Origin of the sequence: Algibacillus agarilyticus (assembly GCF_003286125.1) — a bacterium.
Classification (GTDB): domain Bacteria; phylum Pseudomonadota; class Gammaproteobacteria; order Enterobacterales; family Alteromonadaceae; genus Algibacillus; species Algibacillus agarilyticus.
In genome coordinates this window covers 1-21,154 of the sequence record NZ_QMED01000013.1, presented here as the reverse complement: position 1 = coordinate 21,154, position 21,154 = coordinate 1, and the positions used below count along the sequence as shown (strand labels likewise).

The following is a 21,154-nucleotide window of genomic DNA, read 5'->3' as shown; positions in this document are numbered from 1 at the left end:
AAACTCGCCTGAAAGGAATGCCCCAGCGGCTTTTGACCTGCGTTATCGGTATTTAAAAGGGAACAACCATTCCTGTACACCGACGCCTTGTTCAAAAACCGCTGGATGCATTCTGAGAGATCACTTATTTATATGAATGGGTATAACTGAGAGACTTAGGTATAAAAACAAAAAAGGCAACTTTCGTTGCCTTTGTCGATTAAAATGTCATTCTCTCAGCGGCAATCAATCTTTAACCACATCAATATAATAGCCTTCAACCCCGTTAACGGTTTCTTTCACTAAACCGTGTACGTCGGTTTCAAAACCCGGTAATGCACTATTAAAATCACGCGCAAATTTTAAGTAACTAATGATCGTTTTATTAAAACGTTCACCAGGCACCATTAATGGGATCCCCGGAGGGTAAGGTGTTACTAACATCGCGGTGATACGGCCTTCAATTTCATCAATTGATACACGCTCAATTTCGCGGTGCGCCATTTTAGCCCAAGCATCAGCAGGGGTCATTGCCGTTTCTATGTTTGATAAATACATATCATTTGTTATTTTTGCGACATCATATTTTTTATACATCGCATGAATTTTGTCACATAAGTCTTTCAACCCAATGCGTTCGTACCGAGGATGCTTTTTAACAAACTCAGGTAATACACGCCACAATGGCAAGTTATGATCATAATCATCTTTAAACTGCTGTAACTCAGTTACCATTGAGTTCCAACGACCTTTAGTAATACCGATTGTAAACATAATGAAGAATGAATACAGACCGGTTTTTTCAATAATAATGCCATGCTCCGCGAGATATTTACTCACGATCGCAGCTGGAATACCATTATCATCAAAGTCACCTTTTACGTTCAAACCCGGGGTGATTATGGTTGCTTTAATCGGATCAAGCATATTAAAGCCACTTTCGATCTCGCCAAAATCATGCCAGCTATCGCCTTCATGGATCATCCAATCATCGCGATCACCAATGCCATCTTCGGCAATATTATCGGGGCCCCACACCTTAAACCACCAATCATCGTCGCCGTAATCTTTATCAACTTTGCGCATGGCACGTCTGAAGTCCATGGCTTCTAATAACGACTCTTCAACCAATGCATGACCACCCGGCGCTTCCATCATCGCGGCAGCCACATCACATGAAGCAATAATTGAATACTGCGGGCTGGTTGATGAATGCATTAAATAAGATTCGTTAAAACGATGGGTATCCAATTTACGGTTGTTACCGTTCTGCACCAAAATTTGTGAAGCTTGCGATAAACCCGCTAATAATTTGTGTGTTGATTGGGTTGAAAAAACCAAGGTATCGTCAGAAAGCGGACGATCAGTACCAATGGCATGCATGTTTTTATAAAAATCATGGAATGTCGCATGTGGTAACCAAGCTTCATCAAAGTGTAAGGTATCAATGGTCGAGCCTAAAATATCTTTAATTTGCTCAACGTTATACACAATGCCATCGTATGTGCTTTGTGTGATCGTTAAAATACGTGGCTTTTTATTTTTAGCATTGCGGGCAAACGGGTTAGCCGCAATCTTTTTCTGAATAGATTCAGGGCTAAATTCAGATTTAGGAATAGGTCCGATAATGCCGTAATGATTACGTGTCGGCATTAAAAATATCGGGATCGCCCCCGTCATAATAATCGAATGTAAAATGGATTTATGACAGTTACGGTCAACCACCACAATATCGCCTGGTGCAACCGTTGAATGCCAAACAATTTTATTTGACGTTGACGTGCCATTGGTCACAAAAAACAAATGGTCAGCATTAAAAATACGCGCGGCGTTTTGCTCACTCGCGGCAACAGGGCCAGTATGATCGAGCAATTGCCCTAACTCATCAACCGAATTACAAACATCGGCACGTAACATATTCTCACCAAAAAATTGATGAAACATTTGCCCTACTGGACTTTTTAAGAATGCCACTCCACCTGAATGACCAGGACAATGCCATGAATATGAACTGTCGCTCGCGTAATCCATTAACGCACTAAAAAAAGGAGGCGCTAAAGAGTCTAAATATTTTTTCGCTTCACGAATAATATGGCGCGCAACAAACTCAGGTGTATCTTCAAACATATGAATAAACCCATGCAGCTCACGCAAAACATCATTAGGAATATGTTGTGAAGTACGCGTTTCACCATATAAGAAAATAGGAATATCCGCGTTACGTTTACGCACAGCCTGAATAAACGCACGAATTGAAGAAACCGCTTCTTCTACGGCTTCAACCGAACCATCTCCAAACTCTTCATCATCAATTGATAAAATAAAACTCGATGCACGGCTGGCTTGTTGAGCAAAAGCAGTTAAATCAACATAGCTAGTAAAACCAACCACTTCCATCCCTTCATTAGTTATTGATTCAGCTAAATCACGAATGCTAGATCCTGAGATGTTTTCAGCTCTGAAATCTTCATCAATAACGACGATTGGGAAGCGAAATTTCATGCGTTAAATTCCTTAATATTTAATGTTATGATGTGATTATTTATCAAACGATAATAATCATTTTTAATAATGCTGATTGTAGACTAATAATTACACAACTTTAGTCACCAGTAATTTACTGATTTTTAATTTATCCATGTCGATCACTTCAAAACGATGTTCCGCATAAATAACATGATCGGTTAACGTGGGTAGCTTACGCAGCTTATACATAATAAAACCGGCCAAAGTTTCATAATTTTCAGGTTCCGGAAAACCATCAATATCAAGCGCCCTAGCCACATCAATAATCGATGCAGCACCGTCAATTAACCATGAGTTAGCATCACGAGAGCGGATTTGCTCTTCATCTATCGAGCCAGAAAAACCATCAACGACCACCGTAATTAAATCTTTAAGCGTGACAACGCCAACCACGAGCGAATATTCATTTAGCACCACGGCAAACGATTCAGTATGGTATTTAAACGCTTCTAACGCTTCAGATAAACTTAACGAATCGGGCAAATACATGACTTGGGTATCAATCATGTCCGCGGTTATCTCAGCGTCATGTCCGGCTAACACTTGTTTTAACAAGGCTTTTGATTCAACCAAGCCCACAATATGATCTAGGCTGTTTTCACACACTAAATAAAAGTTATGCGGGTGCTCAATAATTTTTTGGCTTAACGACTCTGACGACTCATTTGTATTAAAAAAGACAATATCGTCACGCAATGACATAACCGACATTAAACTTCGGCTTTCAAGCTCAAATACATTACCAATCATTTGATATTCTTGCGATTGAATAGAACCACTCGCCGCTCCCGCATCAACAATAGCCACAATATCTTGTGCCGTCACGTTATCAACACGCTCTGTTGGAATACGACACAAGCGTAAAATAGCGTCTGAAATGCTGTTAAAAAAGACCACGAATGGCTTGAGCAAAATAACGCAAAACATCATCGGCTTCACCACACGCATCGCAATCGGCTCGGGTAACGACATGCCGATACGCTTAGGAATGAGATCAGCAAACAGAATAAACAAACTGGTGACGAGTAAAAATGAGCAGGTAAAACTAATTTCGGCTAAAAAACGACCTTGATAGAAGTATGAGATCCCCTCTTGAATAAGGGGATTAAAAGCCGCTTCACCGATAATGCCACCTAAGATCGCAATCGCATTAAGCGCAATTTGAATAACTGCAAAAAAAGCGCCCGATTTGGCTTGCAGTTGTAAAACGAGTTTGGCGTTGTCATGACCTTCATCAGCCAACACACTTAATTTAAGCTTGCGCGCAGCCGCTAACGCAATTTCAGCGATCGCAAAAAATGCACTCGCCACAATTAATACAAAGATCCAAAAAAAGTCATTATTCATTCGGCAACACTCCAAAGAAAGTAGCTTAGGAGCTGTTTTTTACCGACAGAATCTGAAAAATCAGAACAGCATAAAAACAATTTGGGCTATCAAATCTTTAAATAAATTAATATTCAAAAAAGGCACAAGCGTTTAAAATCTCAATCTTATCTAAACCGCGCTAGAGTCGAGCTTTGGAGAGTAATAAACCCTTAATAATTTTGCGGATTAAATCACCAAAAACATCGCAACGCAATGACTATTTAATGACAATATATAGTCAAAGCGATCGGGTTTTAGGGGAAGCCGTCAAGCTTCGAGACGCCATGAGCATATGCTCTACTATGTGATTGGGGCCGCCTAAATGGATTTAGGTGTTAGAACGACGCAGGAGCCAAAGTCGAGAGTAAGCGCTGACAATGAACCATCAAACCTGAACGAGAAGACTATAAATAACGTTTATCCAAACATAACATGACGCTTTTTAACGGATGAACCAGCTAAATTTAACCGTTCACTGTTATTAAATGATCAACCATAATCAGAAAGAAAACGTGGGCACAAGGTAACAAATTCATCTACGTTGCACCCGACTCGTTAATGGGTAAACCTCCTTATCGTACTTTTTAACCCGCTAACATGATCCGCTATTAACAACGATGGGAATAAGCGCATAAAAAAAGCGAATCCATCAACGATTCGCTTTAGGTACACAAAACGATAAGCTAAGCCATGCTTAAGCTATCGCGATAGGTATTATTCAACCGCTTCTATTACACTCTCGGCATAAGATTGATACGCCCCGCCAAAATCACGTGCCATGCTGTCAGGGAACAAATGAAATTGTCCCGATTTTAACGCGGCCACAATCGCATCAGCAACAACCGATGCCGGTTCACCCATCTCTTCCATTCCCGCTTGTGTAGCCATATCGGTCGCGATAGGACCAGGATGCACACTTAACACTTCAATACCTTTAGGCACCAACAATGCTTTTAAGCCTTGAGTGACTGAGTAAGCAGCGGCTTTAGACGCTGAATAACTGGTTAAATCAGTAAAGTTTTTAATCGACGCTACCGAGTTTAATTGCACAAAAGCACCACCTTGATTAGCTTCTATAATCGGTGAAAAGGCTTGTGCCATATGTACTAAGCCTAATACATTAACATTAACCTCTTTAGCAAATGCCTGTGCAAAATCGGCACTTAACGGGTTGGCTAATTCAAGCACACCCGCATTATTTACCACTAACGTGACATCGGTAGCTTGCTCGGCTAAATTAGCAATACTATCGGCACTTGAAACATCCACTTGCACCGGCACCACTTTATCGCCGTATTCACTTGTTTGCTCAGCGGCAGACTTCACATCTCGCACCGCCAAATACACTTTTTTAGCGCCTTGCTCAATTAATGCCGCAACAATCGCTTTACCAATACCCCGGTTTGCACCGGTTACTAACGCAACTTGACCATTAATATCAAAACTCATTGTTCTTCCTTATCTTTTATTAAATGTTTACATGCTTTAACAATACGAATGGCAGTGAACTAACATTAAGTTAGTTAAGCCATTAAACAATTGTACCGATCGGTAAGATTGAGTTAAATGTACCGATCGGTATAATAGAAGTCAACCTATTTAAAAAAAACAATTGAGATAACAAGATGGCCGGCGGTAGACAACGCGAATTTGATAAAACAGATGTGCTCGATAAAGCCATGCGTGTATTTTGGAAAAAAGGCTATTCAGGTGCTTCATTAACCGATTTAACATCTGGCATGGGTATAAACAAACCCAGCCTTTATTCAGCATTTGGTAATAAAGAGCAATTATTTATCCAAGCCACCGCACATTACCTGAGCCATTATGCTCAACCACACGCGAAACACTTAACCGGTAATGCACCGGTTAAAGAACAACTCAGCCGTTATTTACACTCAATAATAACCGCGCAATGTGCACCTAATAACCCAAAAGGTTGTTATGTCTCGGTGTGTGTATCTGAAGCTGAAACTGAAGATTTACCCCCAGCGGCAGCCGCTTTAGTTGAAGAGGTCAATCATTTTTCTGAACGAGGTTTAGTGACATTTTTTATGCACGCCGTGAAACAAGGTGATTTACCAAGCCACATCAACATAACCACCTTAGCACGCTACTTTACGGCTTTTTTACACGGCACAGCCGCTTTAGCTCGCGGCGGCAGAAACGCAAACGAACTCACCGACTTAATAAGCCCAACACTGCGCGTTTTAGATTAACAAGCGAAGTTAAATTTAGCTTTTTAAATGTAGGCGTGATAGAAGAATATTAAAATTGACCGCATTTGTGTCTAAAATCAGTTGGTGTCATGCCAGTCCAGCGTTTAAAAGCCCGCCGAAAGTTGGTTAAATCAGTGAACTGCAAACTCGACGCTATTCGCTCATTGCTTTGCTGATTCTCTGTCATTAAAAAGATCGCGTGTTGGCTGCGCAGCTGATCTAACAATTGCTGATAACGCGTTTGATGGTGAGACAGTTTGCGCTTAAACGTTGCGGGACTCATCTTAAAATGCGCAGCACAAGCCTCTAAGCTGATATCTTGAGTTGCCATTTTGCATTTAATATACTGACAAACCGCTTGCACAAACCCTATTTTACACGCAGTTAAACGCTGAACTTTGGCTTCATTAAGCGCCATTTTTTTAAGCGGCAGACTACTATCGGGTAACGGTTTATATAACCAATTATCCGCAATCGTTATCATCGCAATTTGTTGATCAAATTGAACCTTCCCTCCCCAGTGCACTTGATATTGCTCCGTATATTCAACCGCTCGATAAGGCAATTTAATACTTAATGGTACCAGTTCGCCCAATCTAAATTTTAAAGCGCCCAGCATAGCCGTAAACATAAATTCATATAAAAATCGTTGCTGATGATCGTGTAGTGTCCCTACCGCACTATTAAAAATAAGATGCGTTTTACCGGTTGTTTTACTCACCTGAACAAACAAAAATGGACAGAGTTGAAATTGAAAGCACTGGCAAATACGGAGCATTTGCGCAATGTTGCTGCAATTCAAAAATGCTTGTCCGAGCATGCCAACATGACTTGGAAAGAATTTTCGCCCCAATAAGAAACTTAAATCTTGCCGCGTAGATAACTTATTAACATTATCGATAATCACCAATAAAGCTTGCACCGATATACAATATTCAGGTTTGATTAAATCATTATAAAAACAACGAGTACCTTTGAGTATTTTATCGGGGTGAATACCACTTTGCTTAGCGAGATCAACCAAGGCAACGGTAAATTGGCGACATAACAAAATGTCGTCATCGCGCTCAAACCAGTTCATTAAGCACTGGCTTGAAGATTAACCGCATGCTTGGTCGCAAGCATCGCGTTATTTAATTGCGACAACATATCGTCGACCCCCTCTTGCCCATCAAAAATGAGAGCACAACTGGTGACATGTTGGTAATTGGCGACAGATGAAGGACCGAATTTAAAAGCCAAATTCGAAATTGACAATTCAATATCATTAGCCATTGCTTGCGCTGTTAACAATGTCGTATTAGGTAGCATAATAACAAACCGATCACTGGCATAACGACACGCTAAATCTTCATCGCGCAGATTCATTAAAATAAGTTGCGCAACTTCACGTAGTAAAATATCACCTTGTTGATCACCGTGTTTACGATTAAAACAATCAAAATTTCGAATATCGATCATCATGACAGCAACGGTACTTTGTCGCTTTTTAACTTGGGTACATTCACGTTCAAGTTGGTTTTTCATGTATTTAGCGCTATACAAACCGGTAACAAAATCGGTCAGACTATGATCACGATAATAACGCTCAGTGCGGCGTAATTGCGCATTGATAGTCATCTGTTCTAAATGCCATTGATATAACGCGACAGACAAAATAACCATGCCAATGGGCGCAGGTAACGATTCGATCGTGCTTAACCAAGCGCTATCCGCGGGGTATTGCACAAACTCATCCATAAAATCGAGCAACATCGATACATTCGTGAGTGTTAATCCAACAAATAACCAATGAGTCACCTTGCCTGCGGGGCGGCTTATTAAAGTAAAAAACAACCACAATAACGTCATCAACGTAATTCCACCTTCTCCGGCAGCATCAAAAAAGTCAATTTGCGCAAACGTTTTTAGGTCACCTAGTTGTATAGTCATGGCAACCACACTGGCTAAAACGACAAATAAAATAACAAACAAGTGACGGTGAAATTTTAAAAAAGCAAAGTTCATAATGGCGTATTTAACAAGAAAGGGAGGCTTTAACAACTAAAACCACCGACTAAATGGGTATGACACATGATAAAGTGCTATGCGCATTTGAATAGGGGTCATATTAGCTCAGCGTAATTACAATTTTATTAACAACGACCAGCACATTAACAACATTATTTTGCATATGAATTTGCTAATGTAAGCTAAGAACATATCGTTAATAACTCTATTTTTACCAATTAAATCAATAACTAACTATAACTTAAACAATTAGTTAATTAATCTAAAACACGCAATTCATCAGGAGTCATTTAAGCTCACTTTGATTAAAAAGCGGCCTAAAGTACCGCTAAAACACCAGTAAAAAAACATCATGCCCTTGTAATGAAATATATCTGTCATGCAACTTGTATAGCGTGACCCGCGTTTTTAAACCAAGCCATTTAGATATCGCAATGAGTTAATGCGGTTCAATGCCAAGCAAGAACAAGGGACATCACATGAAGATCACAAAATCAAAATTTAAACGCTCGGCACTCAGTCGCGCTTTAATTGGCACGCTCGCTTTATATGCGGGTCAGGCCGCAGCTAATACCGAACTTGAAGGCCGAATTACCGATCAACAAAATAAAGTGTACTTTCAAGGCGCACATATAAAAATAGCAGAACTCAATGTATCAACCGTAAGTCAGCGTAATGGTTCATTCCGCTTTAATAATTTACCCGCGGGTGAATACACTTTAGTCATAAACTATGTCGGCGCGCCCGAAGTCCGTAAAACAATCACAATTAATGCCGATAAAAATAGTAGCCAAAACTATGTTATCGGAGAAAACTTAAACAGCATTGAAAATGTGATCGTGTTTGGTCAACGTGCAGGACAAGCCGGTGCGTTAAGCCGACAAAAAAATGCCAATCGAGTTATCTCGGTTGTTAGCGCCGATGCGATAGGTCAATTACCAGACCAAAATGCCACAGAAGCTTTACAACGCTTACCTGGCTTATCGATTCAGCGCGACCAAGGTGAAGGCCGCTTTGTGGCTATTCGCGGTATCGACCCTAACTTAAATAACGTAACCATTAATGGATTAAACGTACCCTCGCCAGAAGCTGGAGTTCGTAGTGTTGCTTTAGACGTGATCCCCAGTGAAGTGGTCTCGAGTTTAGAAGTTAGTAAAACGGTAACGCCCGACATGGATGCAAATGCCATTGGGGGATCTATCGAAGTTAAAAGTTTGAGTGCATTCGACCGCGAAGGCCAATATTACAGCGTGAATGTTCAAAACTCTTATAACGAATTAGTCGGCCAAAATAGTCCTAAAGTATCAGGTAGTTATTCTCAAGTTTTTACTTTAGATAATGGCTATGAATTAGGTGTGGCCGGAGCGCTTTCGTGGTTTAGCCGTAAATTTGCATCTGAAAATGTTGAAACGGATGGCGGCTGGAGCACAATCGAAGTGGAAGATGAGCTCACAGGCGATGATGTCGAGATATTTGGGGCCGAAGAAATAGAGCAACGTCAATACCGTATTGAACGAGAACGTATCGGCGCCGCGATCAACTTAGATCTACACACGTCGAATACCGACAAATACTATTTGCGTAGTTTTTATAGCGAATTTTCTGATGATGAATATCGCCAGCGCAAGCAATTTAAATTTGATGCGGGTGCTATCGACTTTGCGACCTACCGTAATACCAACGCGCAATATTCAAATGCTGAAATGGAACGTGACACTAAAGACCGTTTTGAACAGCAACAAATTTTATCGATGGTCGCGGGTGGTGAAAACCAAATTGATACGTGGTTAATGGAATATCAGCTTGGTTATTCAAAATCAAATGAATCAGAACCCGATCGTTTAGATGTTGTTTTTGCCGGTGAAGACTTAGCACTCGGTTATACCTCCTCAGGTGAAGTGCCACAGTTGACTCAAACAGCGGCAGCACATGATATGAGTCAGTTTGAATTAGACGAAATCGTCGCTGAAAAAAACTTAAGTGAAGATAAAGAAACGAGCTTACGTATCGATATTAGCAAAGATTTTGTTTGGCATAATTACAACAGCGTTGTTAAATTTGGTGGTAAATACCGCAGCCGCGAAAAGTTTAACCAGGTAAATGCCAGCATTTATGATGGTGGTTTTGGTGAGGCAACCGCACAAAATTTTGCGACTCCTCCTATCGAGTTTAGCTTAGGAGACTTTGGTCCTGGTTTATCGCGCAGTGGCATTCAACAGTTCGTGCTAAACAATCGCAATAACTTTGATTTAAATACGCAAGAATCAGCCATTGAAAGCCAAGCGAATAGCTACACAAGCAGTGAAGACGTGCTTGCACTATATGCCATGCTGACATTAGATATCGATCAATGGCAAATAGTCACCGGTTTACGCTATGAAGACACGGATTTCTCAACTCAAGGCAACCGAGTAGAGTTAGTCGTTGATGAAGTCGCCGACAGCGAAAATGTTTTAATCAATCCTTGGGCCGTTGACAAAAGTGATGATCATTTATTACCAAGCCTGAATATTAAGTACAGCGCCAGCGATAAATTAATTTCTCGTTTTGCTTACACACAAACGATCGCACGCCCCACTTTTAGTGATTCAGCGGCATTTCAGTTAATCGAAACTGAAGTAACAGAAGATGACGGCATAACCGAAACTGAGCGTAAAGCCGAAGTGGGTAATCCTGATTTAAAACCCTACGAATCACAAAATATAGATTTATCTGTTGAATACTACCCTAATCATATTGGGATTATTTCAGCAGGTTTATTTTACAAAGACATCAAAAATTACATCGTACAGCAAGAAGTTCAAGCGCAAAACCAATGGGCAGGCTACGAAGAAGTTATTCAAGCGGTTAATGGCGGTAATGCGTCATTAACGGGTGTTGAGCTCGCATGGAATAAAAGCTTTGATTCAGGTTTATTACTGGGTGCTAACGGGACTTTTGTTGACGCCGATAGCCAATTACCTAATCAATCAGACATGATCGGTAACTTGATGTTCGGCTTTGAAAATAATGATTTTAGCTTACGCTTAAGCGCTAGCCATAAAAGTAAAACCTATCAATTTGATGATAACGATACCGGTGTTTATCAAGCTGCACATACACAGTTTGATTTTAGCAGTAAATATCATTACTCAGACACGATCCAGTTTTTCTTTAGTGCCGTTAATTTAAGTGACGAACCTTTGTATTTGTATCATGGTGAAAACCAATACAACTATCAATACGAGCAATATGGTCGCACATTTGAGTTTGGCATTAGCATTTCGTCAATGTAGTCATAAGCCAAAGCACCGCCAAGTAACAGGTCGCCATACGGCCTGTTACTTCATTATTTTAACAAGACAAAAGAAGTACAATGATGATTTTTACACTCCGCCCTTCTATCACTAGCAGCCTTGCCTTACTCTGCAGCGCATTACTACTCGCTTGTAGCCATAACGCACCTACCAATGTGAGCCAGCCAGCAGAATCAGCTAATAACGCAAACAATATCGCTTTTTTAGCCTTTGGTGACGGTGGCTACCATGTCGACTATCCCAAAAAGAAACATATCGAAAACCCCAAAACACGCGCGGAATTTATCGCGGCCGAAAAAGCCGATTGGCAAGAAGAACACCGTCCCATGAGCGAGTTTAACCACGCACCTCTTTATGTTTACCCCGGTACACAGATCGCAACAGAGTTAGGTGGCGCAGCCGCGGTAGGACAAGCAATGGCTAACTTATGCAAACAACGTAGCTGCGATTTTGGGGTGCAATTAGGCGACAACGTTTATCCTGATGGTGCCGATGCAAATGACGGTAAAGATGACCAAAAACGAATGGATGATCTAATTTTAAAACCCTTATTACCTTTGTTTCAGCAGCAACCTGACTTTATGGTTTATTCTGCACTTGGCAATCACGATTGGAAAAGTTCACGTAAAGGCGTGGCATTGCAAACCGCGTGGATGGCACAACAAGCTAATTTTTATATGAGTGAACAAGGGTATTATCAATACAAAGTGGGACAACCAGGGCAAGACGTTGAATTTTTTGTGCTCGATACAAACATGCTATTGGCAGGTCAAACCATCTATGAAACCCCGTTAAATCCCGATGGCAGTGAAGTCGATCTTGAACACGCATTACGCCACAACAAAGGTGAATACGACAACGCAGAGCCACACGAAAACCCAGTCAACGGCGAAGATAAAATACAACTTGCTTGGTTAACAACGGCATTGGCTCAATCAAATGCTAAATGGAAAATCGTTTATGGCCACCATATTTTATGGTCTATCGGCGGCACTAAATACAGCGAAGGTCACGTATTGCGCAAACTCATTATGCCAGCCTTATGTCAATACGCCGATGCTTATATTGCCGGGCATGAGCATGATTTAGAATTATTAACCGACGATTGCTCACGCTACACACCCAATAGTAAAAAGCCTCCATTACCTTTAATTATTAGTGGTGCCGCCTCAAAAATGCGCGGCAAACATAGTTTACTAGCCGCTTATCAAGAAAAACGTTACCCAGAATATGAATTAATTTGGGCAAAAGATTTTGTTTGGGGGTTTGCTCACATTACTTTAAACAATGATACAAACCGGCTCAATGTAGACTATTTTACCACCCCAACCGACCAATCAGGCCAAGTGGAACCTGCCGGTCAATTTAGTTTTAAGCGCAGAAACAACTAAGAAAAAGCCAAGAAAAGTCCAAGAAAAATCAAAAGCTTGGCTAAGAAAACCAACCAAGCTTTTGATTTATGTTCACGTTCAACACTATTGGCCAATATGGGCGTAGTGACCTCGAGTTAACGCTAGCAAATCATCCGCGTTTAATTCTATTTCTAATCCCCGTCGACCCGCGCTAACAAAAATAGTCGAGTGAGCTTGAGCCGATGAATCAATAATCGTCTTGAGCTGTTTTTTTTGCCCTAACGGACTCACCCCACCTAATACATAACCCGTCGCGCGTTCAACATCCGCCTTATCGGCCATCACCGCTTTTTTAGCACCAACCGCTTTAGCGATTTGCTTCATACTTAATTGGGTAGAAACAGGGATAACACCGACCACAAGTGCTTTGTTATCAAGTATAACCACTAAGGTTTTAAAAACGCGATCAGCCGGAACACCCATTTTTTCAGCCGCTTCGAGCCCGTAAGATCCATGCGCTTCATCATGCGTATATTCATGTATCGTGTGTGCTACTCGCTGCTTTTTAGCCATGTTAATTCATCTTAATTCTCTCGCCTTAATTTCATGTGGTTTATACCCAAGTACCAGCAGGGCTATAATAAAAAGCCAGCAACGACCCATGATGAGTGTTGCTGGCCATTTTAAACAAATTTAATATTTTTGGGCATGATGCGCTTCATAATCGTTTGCATCATTTTAGCTTCAGCCCACGGCACATCAACCAAGCCTTGCAAACACGGACTATTTGGTTGACGACTCCATTCATACGGAAAAGACGCAACCGTCACGCCGATTTTAGCCGCTGGCAAATTAACCTCACTGCCATTAACACATTGCAGCAATGCCGTAAGTGGATCTTGACCAAAAAAATGACCTAAGTGACTTATTTTAGTGATACGTTGGTTGAGCTCAATAATATGCACTTGACCTTGTGCATCAAGAATAAAATCGACACTACCAAAACCGGTATAGCCCAAATGCTGCACGAGCTTTTTAGTGGCAACAATAATAGCAGGGCAAGCAATGGATTCAACCACGGTTGATTGGCCAAAATCTGATTTTAAGTTTTGTACTTTGCGCACACAAATGCCCGCTAAAAAACGCCCTTGATGAGCCGAAAAGCTCAACATACAAACTTGACCCGCGATAAATTACTGCGCAATACCAGGTTGATTTGGCGTCGCATCCGGATACTCAGCCGCACTTGCATAATAAGTCACACCATTACCCGCATCCGTTCCATCGAGTTTGACCACAAAAGGGGCAGAATGTTGTTGATAAAAATGCTGAATAGAATTGGGCGATAAGTCCCCCGTAAATGCAGGTGTATCAAGTGCCAATGTTTGGCAAGTATCGCTTAGGGTTAGCCGTTTATCTAACAGCGCAGAACTCGCAGCGGAATACACAGAATGAGCCAACAATCGCGCTAATGGCGCTTTTATATGGTCAGCTTGTGCTAATACGTGCTGACTGACATGCAATAAGAATCGCCTAGATTCATCATTTAAAGGAATAACAACCTGTGCATCGCATGCCAACAAGTCATCTAAAAAGCGTTTTAGATCCACCGTATTATTGTCGTTTAACCCGCCTGTCAGCTGCTTTTTAATAAAAAAGTTTGGCTAATCAAAGCAGAAGGTCGGCAAATAGCGATCACTTCACAACCCAATTCAGCGATACATTGCGGCAGCCTAAAACCTTGATACGAAAAAACCGACACATCCAATAACAGTATTCGCATTAATTTACGCCCTTATCCGTTCAATAATATAAAAAAAACCACCTTTCATTCCCGATGTCATTAATCCATACTGACACATATGACACAAAGTATTGAATGGCGTGTTCGAATACACATACAGCATAACCATTAACGATGTTTAGGTTTTAATGATTGATTACTTAATTAAATACGCTATCCACATATTTTTCACGATTTGGTTTATTATTATCATTTCCGCGGTATCCACATTTCAAGTACCACAACAATTCGAATTTGATCCCGAACACCAGCTTGAAAATGCGGCGTTAGACCCTACATTTTCTCAGCAATTCACAGCAACGGTTCAACGCTATACCACAAATATGATAGCAGCCGACAGTCAGCTCAATAATACCATCGTCCATTTCACGCGTGAGCATTGCAACTGTCAAATGATTGCCCAACCGCATATAGACAGTGTCATTGCGTTGGGTGTTAAACATAATTTTAAAAGCGTAACCTTAGATCTGTCAACGCCAGCACCCCATGTATTACAACAATGGATCCCTTCGACTCCAGCCGTCGCTGTTTTTAATCAACAAGGGCAATTAATTTACCTTGGCCCTTATGCTTCGGGCTATTTTTGTAGTGAGGGCAATGGGTTAGTCGAGCCTTTTATTCATACCGCACAAAACCATACTCGCAGTATCGCCGCCGTGATAACTCAATCAAGCGGCTGCTATAGCCAATCCCTTCAGTATTAATAGCTGAGCACTTAATAACATATAGTCTTCTCGCTCAGGTTTTATGGTTCATTGTCAGCGCTTACTCGCCCCAATCACATAGTAGAGCATATGCTCATGGGGTCTCGAAGCTTGCCTGCATGGATGCAGGTAAGGGGCGAGAGCAGGACGCGGTAGCTTTGACGGCTTCCCCTAAAACCCGATCGCTTTGACTATAGATAAGGTATAATAGAGCTTGGGCTACACGCTCTACTTTTTATTTGAAGACCAACAGGCAAATAATGAAAGATTGCAATCAATGCGGCAAATGCTGCATTAAGTATGGCGATGGCGCACTCGCGGCAACTCAAGAAGAAATCGATTTATGGGAGATCTTTAACCCTGAAATTTTTGAGTATGTAAAAAACGGTCAGATTTGGTTTGATCCAAAGTCAGGTCAAAAGTTAACACGATGCCCGTTTCTCGAACTAGAACCGAAGAAAACCCCGCAAGCCCCCAATAAATACACCTGTAGTATTTATTTAGACCGGCCAGAAGACTGTCGTCACTACCCTAGCTTAATCGATGAAATGGTGAGAGATGAATGCGAAATGATCGAGGTTATCGATTTAGACAACCCCAAGCGGGCACAAGTCAAATTGGATAAGTTAATGGCTGGCAGTCGTCCTGCCCATTATTAATGTTATACAATCAAAGAATCGTTAACCGGTAAAATAATGATAAAAGTGGTGTCCCCACACAAGCGCAACAATCACCAATGATAGCGTAACCGCTGCCGAGCCCATGTCTTTTGCGCGCCCCGCTAATTCACTGTGTTCTAAACTAATGCGATCAACAACCGCTTCAACCGCTGAGTTCAGTAATTCAACAATGAGTACTAATACTAAGCAACTTGCGAGTGCCACAAACTGCCCTAATGAATGACTCGTTAACCAAGCTATCGGTAATAATAAGATAACCAGCCAAGCTTCTTGTCTAAAAGCGGCTTCGTGTGTGTAAGCGGCTTTAATGCCTTGAATTGAACACATTGTCGCTCTGATCACACGTTGTAAACCTTGTCCATTTGGCTTTAAAGTTTCCGACATTTTGCTTAATTCCTCTTCTTCATTAATTTAAAATTGATACATGATCCCGTACATTATTTAAGCTTAGGTATATAATAAAACAACGGGAGCGCATTATTTTAATTTCAGTCTGTTGATAAAATAACATACTGTTATTTTCAACGCTTTTAAAAATCATAAGGTCGGCCATCATGTCACAGTTGAATGACAATTTAACTAAACTGTATCAATCGCATTTAACTAGTTTGCAAAGTCGAGTAAAAGACATTATCCAACTCGAAAAGATTGATGCCTTGGTGATCCATTCTGGCCAAACCAAGCGTCAATTTTTAGATGATATGGATTACCCTTTTAAAGTGAATCCTCACTTTAAAGCGTGGTTACCCGTGCTAGATGTACCTAATTCTTGGCTCATTGTAGATGGCATTAATAAACCTAAACTCATCTATTTTCAACCGCATGATTTTTGGCACAAAGTCATTAAATTAGGCGATGAATTTTGGCAAGACGCATTTGATATACAAATATTAACGCAGGCCAACCAGGTTGAAGCATTATTACCGCGTGTCTTAAATAATCACGCTTACATTGGCGAACACCTTGAAGTTGCTCAAGCACTGGGGTTTGACAATATAAACCCTGAACCTATTCTCAATCATTTACATTTTTACCGCGCATACAAAACCGAGTATGAGCAAATGTGCATGCGCGAGGCAACTAAAATAGGTATTCAGGGGCATTTAGCGGCTAAAGATACCTTTTATGCTGGCGGTAGTGAATTTGATATTCATCTCGCCTTTTTACAGGCCGCACAATTAAACGAACACCAATTACCCTACAATAACATTGTCGCGTTAAATCAAAATGCCGCGACCCTACATTACACCTATTATGAACGCCACAAACCCAGCCAACATTTGTCTTTTTTAATTGATGCTGGTGGTCAATTTAATGGCTACGCCAGTGATATAACTCGCACGTATGCGGCTAAAAAAGGCGTGTTTGCCGAACTGATAAATCGCTTAGACCAAATACAATTAGATTTAGTCGCGAGTTTAAAACCGAATATGAAATTTGGTGATTTGCATATTCAATGTCATCACAAAATAGCGCAGCTGTTAGTCGAATTTGGCTTAGTCACCATTTCAGCCAAAGAAGTGATAGAACTTAATATTACCGCTTCGTTTTTCCCACACGGCTTAGGTCACCCTCTGGGTTTGCAAGTGCACGATGTGGGCGGTTTTATGGCTGATGCTCGAGGCACACACCGTGAACCACCAGAAGGACACCCTTATCTGCGCACCACGCGTATTATTGAACCTAACATGGTGGTTACAATTGAACCCGGTTTGTATTTTATTGATTGCTTGCTCAATTCGTTAAGCAAAGCACCACAGGGCAAATATATTAATTGGCAACGCGTTGAAGCATTAAAACCATTTGGTGGGATCAGAATTGAAGATAACATTATTGTTCACGCCACGTTTAATGAAAACATGACCCGCGATTTAGGTTTATAAACCAAACTCATGCCTAATATCCCCAAGTGACTTAGGGATATTAGGCGTGTTAATATGCTCAGCGTCATTAATCACTTTATCGAGCCTTAAGTTGAGCCAATATTTTATTCCCGCTAGCCCAACCGAAACCGAAGAAACAATTAAAAAAAGCCGGTTTATTTCTTATTTAATCCCCGTGAAAAATGCCCAAGAAGCCAAGCAAACCATCCAAAAAATGAAAGCTCAACATCCAGATGCTCGTCATCATTGCTCAGCTTTTGTAGCGGGGCCGCCTTACGATTCAAATCAATATGGTTTTTCTGATGATGGCGAACCGACTGGCACCGCAGGTAAACCCATGCTCGCGGTTTTATTAGGTTCAGGTTTAGGTCATGTTGTGGCCATCGTTGTTCGTTACTCGGGTGGTATTAAACTCGGCACAGGCGGTTTAGTTAAAGCTTATGGCGGCGGCGTAAAACAGGCTTTAGCCACGTTAAAAACCGAATTAAAAGTCGAAAAATCACTTTATCATTTAACTTGCAGTTATTCACAATGGGAACAAGTTGAGTTTTGGCTTAAACAGGAATCTGGCGATGTTATCAACATCGACTATTCTGACTGTGTTAAATTACAGCTTGCGCTCAGTGCCACTAACAGCGAAAATTTCCAACAGAAAATACAAGACATGCAATTAACCCTAAAACCCGAAGATTAATGTCGGTTAATCTTCGCCTTATAAAATGCATGCCTGTTACTAATTTAGAGTAGAACGGATAACACACATAAAATGAAGTATCGTTCGATAATACGTATTCTTGGCCTTTTGGTTGCCTTATTTAGCTCAACCATGATCCCACCCGCTGTGGTTTCACTTATATACAAAGATGGCGGTGGTTTAGCTTTTGTACTCGCTTTTGTCGTGAGCTTAATCGGTGGTTTGTTTATGTGGTATCCACAGCGAGAACAAAAAGCCGATTTAAAAGCACGCGAAGGTTTCTTAATTGTTGTGATGTTTTGGGTTGTACTGGGCGTGTTTGGGGCTATTCCATTTATGCTACTCGAAGCCCCTAACATGACGTTGGCCGATGCGATATTTGAAAGCTTCTCGGGGTTAACCACAACGGGCGCAACCGTTATTACCGGTATCGATTTTTTACCTAAAGCGGTGTTGTTTTATCGTCAACAATTACAATGGTTAGGTGGAATGGGGATCATTGTGCTCGCGGTTGCCATTTTACCCATGCTAGGTATCGGGGGCATGCAGCTATACAGAGCCGAAACCCCGGGGCCGGTAAAAGATTCAAAAATGACACCTCGAATCGCCGATACCGCCAAACACTTATGGTTAATCTATTTAACGTTAACCACGATGTGCGCCATCGCATATTGGTCGGCAGGCATGACCTTATTCGATGCCATCTGTCATGCTTTCTCGACTATCGCTATCGGGGGGTTTTCAACCCATGACGCGAGTATTGGTTACTTTAATAGCCCGGTAATCAACTTAATTTGTGTCGTGTTTTTAATTATTGCGGGTATCAACTTTGCCTTACATTATGCAGCCGTACGCGGCCGCAGCATTATGGGTTATTTACGCGATCCTGAATTTAAAGGCTTTATTGGTATTCAACTGGTATTAACCCTCATTTGCTTTTGGGTATTAGTTGAAACAGCTTATTATGATTCACCCGAAACGGCGATGAACCATGCTTTATTTCAAGCGGTGTCTATTAGCACGACCGCCGGTTTTGCGACAGATTCATTCTCGGGTTGGCCTTTATTACTGCCTTTATTGTTGGTCTTTTCATCATTTATTGGCGGTTGCGCAGGGTCGACAGGCGGCGGTATGAAAGTCGTGCGTGTATTACTCCTCTATCTGCAAGGTATGCGCGAACTCAGTCGCTTAATTCACCCTAAAGCGGTTTTCTCAATTAAAATTGGCGGTAAAGCCTTACCCGATAAAGTGGTTGATGCCGTTTGGGGATTTTTTGCCGCTTACACCCTCGTTTTTGTGGTCATTATGCTAGCCTTACTGTCAACAGGCTTAGATAACATTACCGCCTTCTCGGCAACCGCCGCTTGTTTGAATAACTTAGGCCCAGGTTTAGGTGAAGTAGCCGCTAATTTTGGTAGCATACCTGACACCAGTAAATGGATATTAGTGATCGCCATGGTGTTTGGTCGCTTAGAGATATTTACGTTACTTGTTCTTTTTACACCTACATTTTGGCGTGCATAATTTAGCAGACACTTTTTGGATAATGAATAACAAGGAATACAATCATGGAAGTCACAACAGCCCCCATACTCGATATTTGCATATTATTATTTGATAACGTTGAAGTACTCGATTTTGCAGGCCCTTTTGAAGTGTTTTCGGTAACCGAAGAACTCAGTGGCCCACTCTTTAACCTTAAAACCTGTAGTTTTAATGGCAACAGTGTTGTGGCCAAAAACGGCTTAAGTGTTAACCCTGATTGCGCAATTACCGAACTTGAGCGCACGGATATTTTGATTATCCCAGGCGGAGATGGCACGCGCGGGGTTTTAAAAAATAATAAACTGTTAAAAGAAATTGCCCGCTTAGCGCAAACCAGCCAATACAATTTATCCGTTTGTACTGGCGCGTTAGTCCTGGCTAAATTAGGTTTACTTAAAAACAGACAAGCTACCACTCACCATTTAGCGTTTGAGCTCCTTGAAAAAATAGAACCCAGTTGCCAAGTATTAAAAGGCTCTCGCTTTATTGATACCGGTGATATTATGACATCTGGCGGGATCAGTGCGGGTATTGATATGAGCCTATATGTCGTCGAAAAACTAACGAGTCGCGAAATAAGAAAAACAACCGAGCGTTATATGGAATACCAAACAGCTCAGTAACCTCAAGATACAATAGCGGTATCTTGAAGTAACTTGGGTATACGATTCAGTTATACCAATTCATATAAATAAGTGATCTCTCAGAATGCATCCAGCGATTTTTGAACAAGGCGTCGGTGTACAGGAATGGTTGCTCCCTTTCAAATACCGATAACGCAGGTCAAAAGCCGCTGGGGCATTCCTTTCAGGCGAGTTTTAAATGCGTTTACTCTGTGTTGCTGGAACTCAAAAGAGCACCACTATTCTTTCATTTAAGCGCATTTCATATGTAGGATCTTAAGAAAAAAAGAGGTGTCTTCATGTTCAATTTGTGATCTTATTGGTTCGCCAAAACTAATAAAAGACAAACAAACATGAAGACAATGAACCTTACGACTTTGACAGATAAAATCCAATCAATTTTTGCTCCCAAGACACTTTTTTCAATTGCCAGAAGCGTGAAATTGGTTGAGCGCAGTCGCCAATTTAACC

18 protein-coding genes are annotated in these 21,154 nt (G+C 41.2%); 9 read left to right on the top strand and 9 right to left on the bottom strand.

All coding sequences use genetic code 11. From position 1 onward, the window contains the following. Positions 1–225 precede the first annotated feature (225 nt). The 3 genes from DPX34_RS11605 to DPX34_RS11595 form a co-directional block, all read right to left on the bottom strand. Positions 226–2,481, bottom strand: coding sequence for an Orn/Lys/Arg family decarboxylase (locus tag DPX34_RS11605; RefSeq protein WP_111978595.1), 2,256 nt, complete (start codon positions 2,479–2,481; stop codon positions 226–228). 90 nt (positions 2,482–2,571) lie between these two features. Then, positions 2,572–3,852 (bottom strand): polyamine export protein PaeA, encoded by a 1,281-nt coding sequence (paeA, locus tag DPX34_RS11600; protein WP_111978594.1) that lies wholly within the window; start codon positions 3,850–3,852, stop codon positions 2,572–2,574. 735 nt (positions 3,853–4,587) lie between these two features. Further along, the gene (locus DPX34_RS11595) at positions 4,588–5,322 is read right to left on the bottom strand and encodes an SDR family oxidoreductase (protein ID WP_111978593.1); all 735 of its coding nucleotides are present in this window, start codon (positions 5,320–5,322) and stop codon (positions 4,588–4,590) included. A 176-nt stretch (positions 5,323–5,498) separates the two neighbouring features. Here DPX34_RS11595 and DPX34_RS11590 point away from each other — a divergent pair, with 176 nt between their 5' ends. Next, positions 5,499–6,092, top strand: coding sequence for a TetR/AcrR family transcriptional regulator (locus tag DPX34_RS11590; RefSeq protein ID WP_111978592.1), 594 nt, complete (start codon positions 5,499–5,501; stop codon positions 6,090–6,092). A gap of 49 nt (positions 6,093–6,141) precedes the next feature. On the opposite strand, the gene DPX34_RS11585 is transcribed toward DPX34_RS11590, so the two are convergent. Next, positions 6,142–7,173, bottom strand: a complete 1,032-nt coding sequence (locus DPX34_RS11585; protein WP_111978591.1) for an AraC family transcriptional regulator — start codon at positions 7,171–7,173, stop codon at positions 6,142–6,144. Beyond that, the gene (locus tag DPX34_RS11580) at positions 7,173–8,099 is read right to left on the bottom strand and encodes a GGDEF domain-containing protein (protein ID WP_111978673.1); all 927 of its coding nucleotides are present in this window, start codon (positions 8,097–8,099) and stop codon (positions 7,173–7,175) included. The genes DPX34_RS11585 and DPX34_RS11580 overlap by 1 nt, the downstream gene beginning before the upstream one ends. A gap of 482 nt (positions 8,100–8,581) precedes the next feature. Here DPX34_RS11580 and DPX34_RS11575 point away from each other — a divergent pair, with 482 nt between their 5' ends. Both DPX34_RS11575 and DPX34_RS11570 read left to right on the top strand, forming a co-directional pair. After that, positions 8,582–11,377 (top strand): TonB-dependent receptor, encoded by a 2,796-nt coding sequence (locus DPX34_RS11575; protein ID WP_111978590.1) that lies wholly within the window; start codon positions 8,582–8,584, stop codon positions 11,375–11,377. 80 nt (positions 11,378–11,457) lie between these two features. Beyond that, complete coding sequence (locus DPX34_RS11570; RefSeq protein ID WP_232824717.1) at positions 11,458–12,789, top strand: metallophosphoesterase; 1,332 nt, start codon at positions 11,458–11,460, stop codon at positions 12,787–12,789. Positions 12,790–12,873: 84 nt separating this feature from the next. Here DPX34_RS11570 and ybaK read toward each other — a convergent pair whose 3' ends face one another. The 3 genes from ybaK to DPX34_RS11555 form a co-directional block, all read right to left on the bottom strand. Beyond that, positions 12,874–13,323 carry a Cys-tRNA(Pro) deacylase gene (gene ybaK, locus DPX34_RS11565; RefSeq protein ID WP_111978589.1) on the bottom strand — a complete coding sequence of 150 codons (450 nt, stop codon included), beginning with the start codon at positions 13,321–13,323 and terminating at the stop codon, positions 12,874–12,876. Positions 13,324–13,433: 110 nt separating this feature from the next. After that, positions 13,434–13,922, bottom strand: a complete 489-nt coding sequence (locus DPX34_RS11560) for an ATP-binding protein (protein WP_111978588.1) — start codon at positions 13,920–13,922, stop codon at positions 13,434–13,436. Between the two features lie 21 nt (positions 13,923–13,943). Continuing rightward, positions 13,944–14,360 (bottom strand): hypothetical protein, encoded by a 417-nt coding sequence (locus DPX34_RS11555; protein WP_111978587.1) that lies wholly within the window; start codon positions 14,358–14,360, stop codon positions 13,944–13,946. 322 nt (positions 14,361–14,682) lie between these two features. Here DPX34_RS11555 and DPX34_RS11550 point away from each other — a divergent pair, with 322 nt between their 5' ends. Both DPX34_RS11550 and DPX34_RS11545 read left to right on the top strand, forming a co-directional pair. Beyond that, positions 14,683–15,258 (top strand): DUF6436 domain-containing protein, encoded by a 576-nt coding sequence (locus DPX34_RS11550; RefSeq protein ID WP_111978586.1) that lies wholly within the window; start codon positions 14,683–14,685, stop codon positions 15,256–15,258. Between the two features lie 260 nt (positions 15,259–15,518). Next, a complete protein-coding gene (locus DPX34_RS11545; protein ID WP_111978585.1) occupies positions 15,519–15,917 on the top strand; it encodes a YkgJ family cysteine cluster protein in 399 nt (132 codons plus the stop codon). A 21-nt stretch (positions 15,918–15,938) separates the two neighbouring features. On the opposite strand, the gene DPX34_RS11540 is transcribed toward DPX34_RS11545, so the two are convergent. Then, a complete protein-coding gene (locus tag DPX34_RS11540) occupies positions 15,939–16,322 on the bottom strand; it encodes a diacylglycerol kinase (protein WP_111978584.1) in 384 nt (127 codons plus the stop codon). Between the two features lie 170 nt (positions 16,323–16,492). Between DPX34_RS11540 and pepQ the strand changes: the two genes are divergently transcribed. The 4 genes from pepQ to DPX34_RS11520 all read left to right on the top strand — a co-directional run bounded on the left by pepQ (position 16,493) and on the right by DPX34_RS11520 (position 20,683). Then, positions 16,493–17,821, top strand: a complete 1,329-nt coding sequence (gene pepQ / locus DPX34_RS11535) for a Xaa-Pro dipeptidase (protein ID WP_111978583.1) — start codon at positions 16,493–16,495, stop codon at positions 17,819–17,821. Between the two features lie 46 nt (positions 17,822–17,867). Continuing rightward, positions 17,868–18,515 carry a YigZ family protein gene (locus DPX34_RS11530; protein ID WP_332872828.1) on the top strand — a complete coding sequence of 216 codons (648 nt, stop codon included), beginning with the start codon at positions 17,868–17,870 and terminating at the stop codon, positions 18,513–18,515. Positions 18,516–18,587: 72 nt separating this feature from the next. Continuing rightward, entirely contained in the window at positions 18,588–20,039 is a 1,452-nt protein-coding gene (locus DPX34_RS11525) for a TrkH family potassium uptake protein (protein ID WP_111978582.1), read from the top strand. A gap of 44 nt (positions 20,040–20,083) precedes the next feature. After that, a complete protein-coding gene (locus DPX34_RS11520; RefSeq protein ID WP_111978581.1) occupies positions 20,084–20,683 on the top strand; it encodes a DJ-1/PfpI family protein in 600 nt (199 codons plus the stop codon). Positions 20,684–21,154: the final 471 nt, after the last annotated feature.

What these genes read in the sequence shown, in the direction of transcription:
- DPX34_RS11545 (WP_111978585.1), top strand. Translation starts at nt 15,519, where the DNA reads ATGAAAGATTGCAATCAATGCGGCAAATGCTGCATTAAGTATGGCGAT.
- DPX34_RS11560 (WP_111978588.1), bottom strand. Translation starts at nt 13,922, where the DNA reads ATGTTGAGCTTTTCGGCTCATCAAGGGCGTTTTTTAGCGGGCATTTGT.
- DPX34_RS11550 (WP_111978586.1), top strand. Translation starts at nt 14,683, where the DNA reads ATGATTGATTACTTAATTAAATACGCTATCCACATATTTTTCACGATT.
- ybaK (WP_111978589.1), bottom strand. Translation starts at nt 13,323, where the DNA reads ATGGCTAAAAAGCAGCGAGTAGCACACACGATACATGAATATACGCAT.
- DPX34_RS11580 (WP_111978673.1), bottom strand. Translation starts at nt 8,099, where the DNA reads ATGAACTTTGCTTTTTTAAAATTTCACCGTCACTTGTTTGTTATTTTA.
- DPX34_RS11605 (WP_111978595.1), bottom strand. Translation starts at nt 2,481, where the DNA reads ATGAAATTTCGCTTCCCAATCGTCGTTATTGATGAAGATTTCAGAGCT.
- pepQ (WP_111978583.1), top strand. Translation starts at nt 16,493, where the DNA reads ATGTCACAGTTGAATGACAATTTAACTAAACTGTATCAATCGCATTTA.
- DPX34_RS11570 (WP_232824717.1), top strand. Translation starts at nt 11,458, where the DNA reads ATGATGATTTTTACACTCCGCCCTTCTATCACTAGCAGCCTTGCCTTA.
- DPX34_RS11590 (WP_111978592.1), top strand. Translation starts at nt 5,499, where the DNA reads ATGGCCGGCGGTAGACAACGCGAATTTGATAAAACAGATGTGCTCGAT.
- DPX34_RS11525 (WP_111978582.1), top strand. Translation starts at nt 18,588, where the DNA reads ATGAAGTATCGTTCGATAATACGTATTCTTGGCCTTTTGGTTGCCTTA.
- DPX34_RS11585 (WP_111978591.1), bottom strand. Translation starts at nt 7,173, where the DNA reads ATGAACTGGTTTGAGCGCGATGACGACATTTTGTTATGTCGCCAATTT.
- DPX34_RS11595 (WP_111978593.1), bottom strand. Translation starts at nt 5,322, where the DNA reads ATGAGTTTTGATATTAATGGTCAAGTTGCGTTAGTAACCGGTGCAAAC.
- DPX34_RS11520 (WP_111978581.1), top strand. Translation starts at nt 20,084, where the DNA reads ATGGAAGTCACAACAGCCCCCATACTCGATATTTGCATATTATTATTT.
- paeA (WP_111978594.1), bottom strand. Translation starts at nt 3,852, where the DNA reads ATGAATAATGACTTTTTTTGGATCTTTGTATTAATTGTGGCGAGTGCA.
- DPX34_RS11540 (WP_111978584.1), bottom strand. Translation starts at nt 16,322, where the DNA reads ATGTCGGAAACTTTAAAGCCAAATGGACAAGGTTTACAACGTGTGATC.
- DPX34_RS11575 (WP_111978590.1), top strand. Translation starts at nt 8,582, where the DNA reads ATGAAGATCACAAAATCAAAATTTAAACGCTCGGCACTCAGTCGCGCT.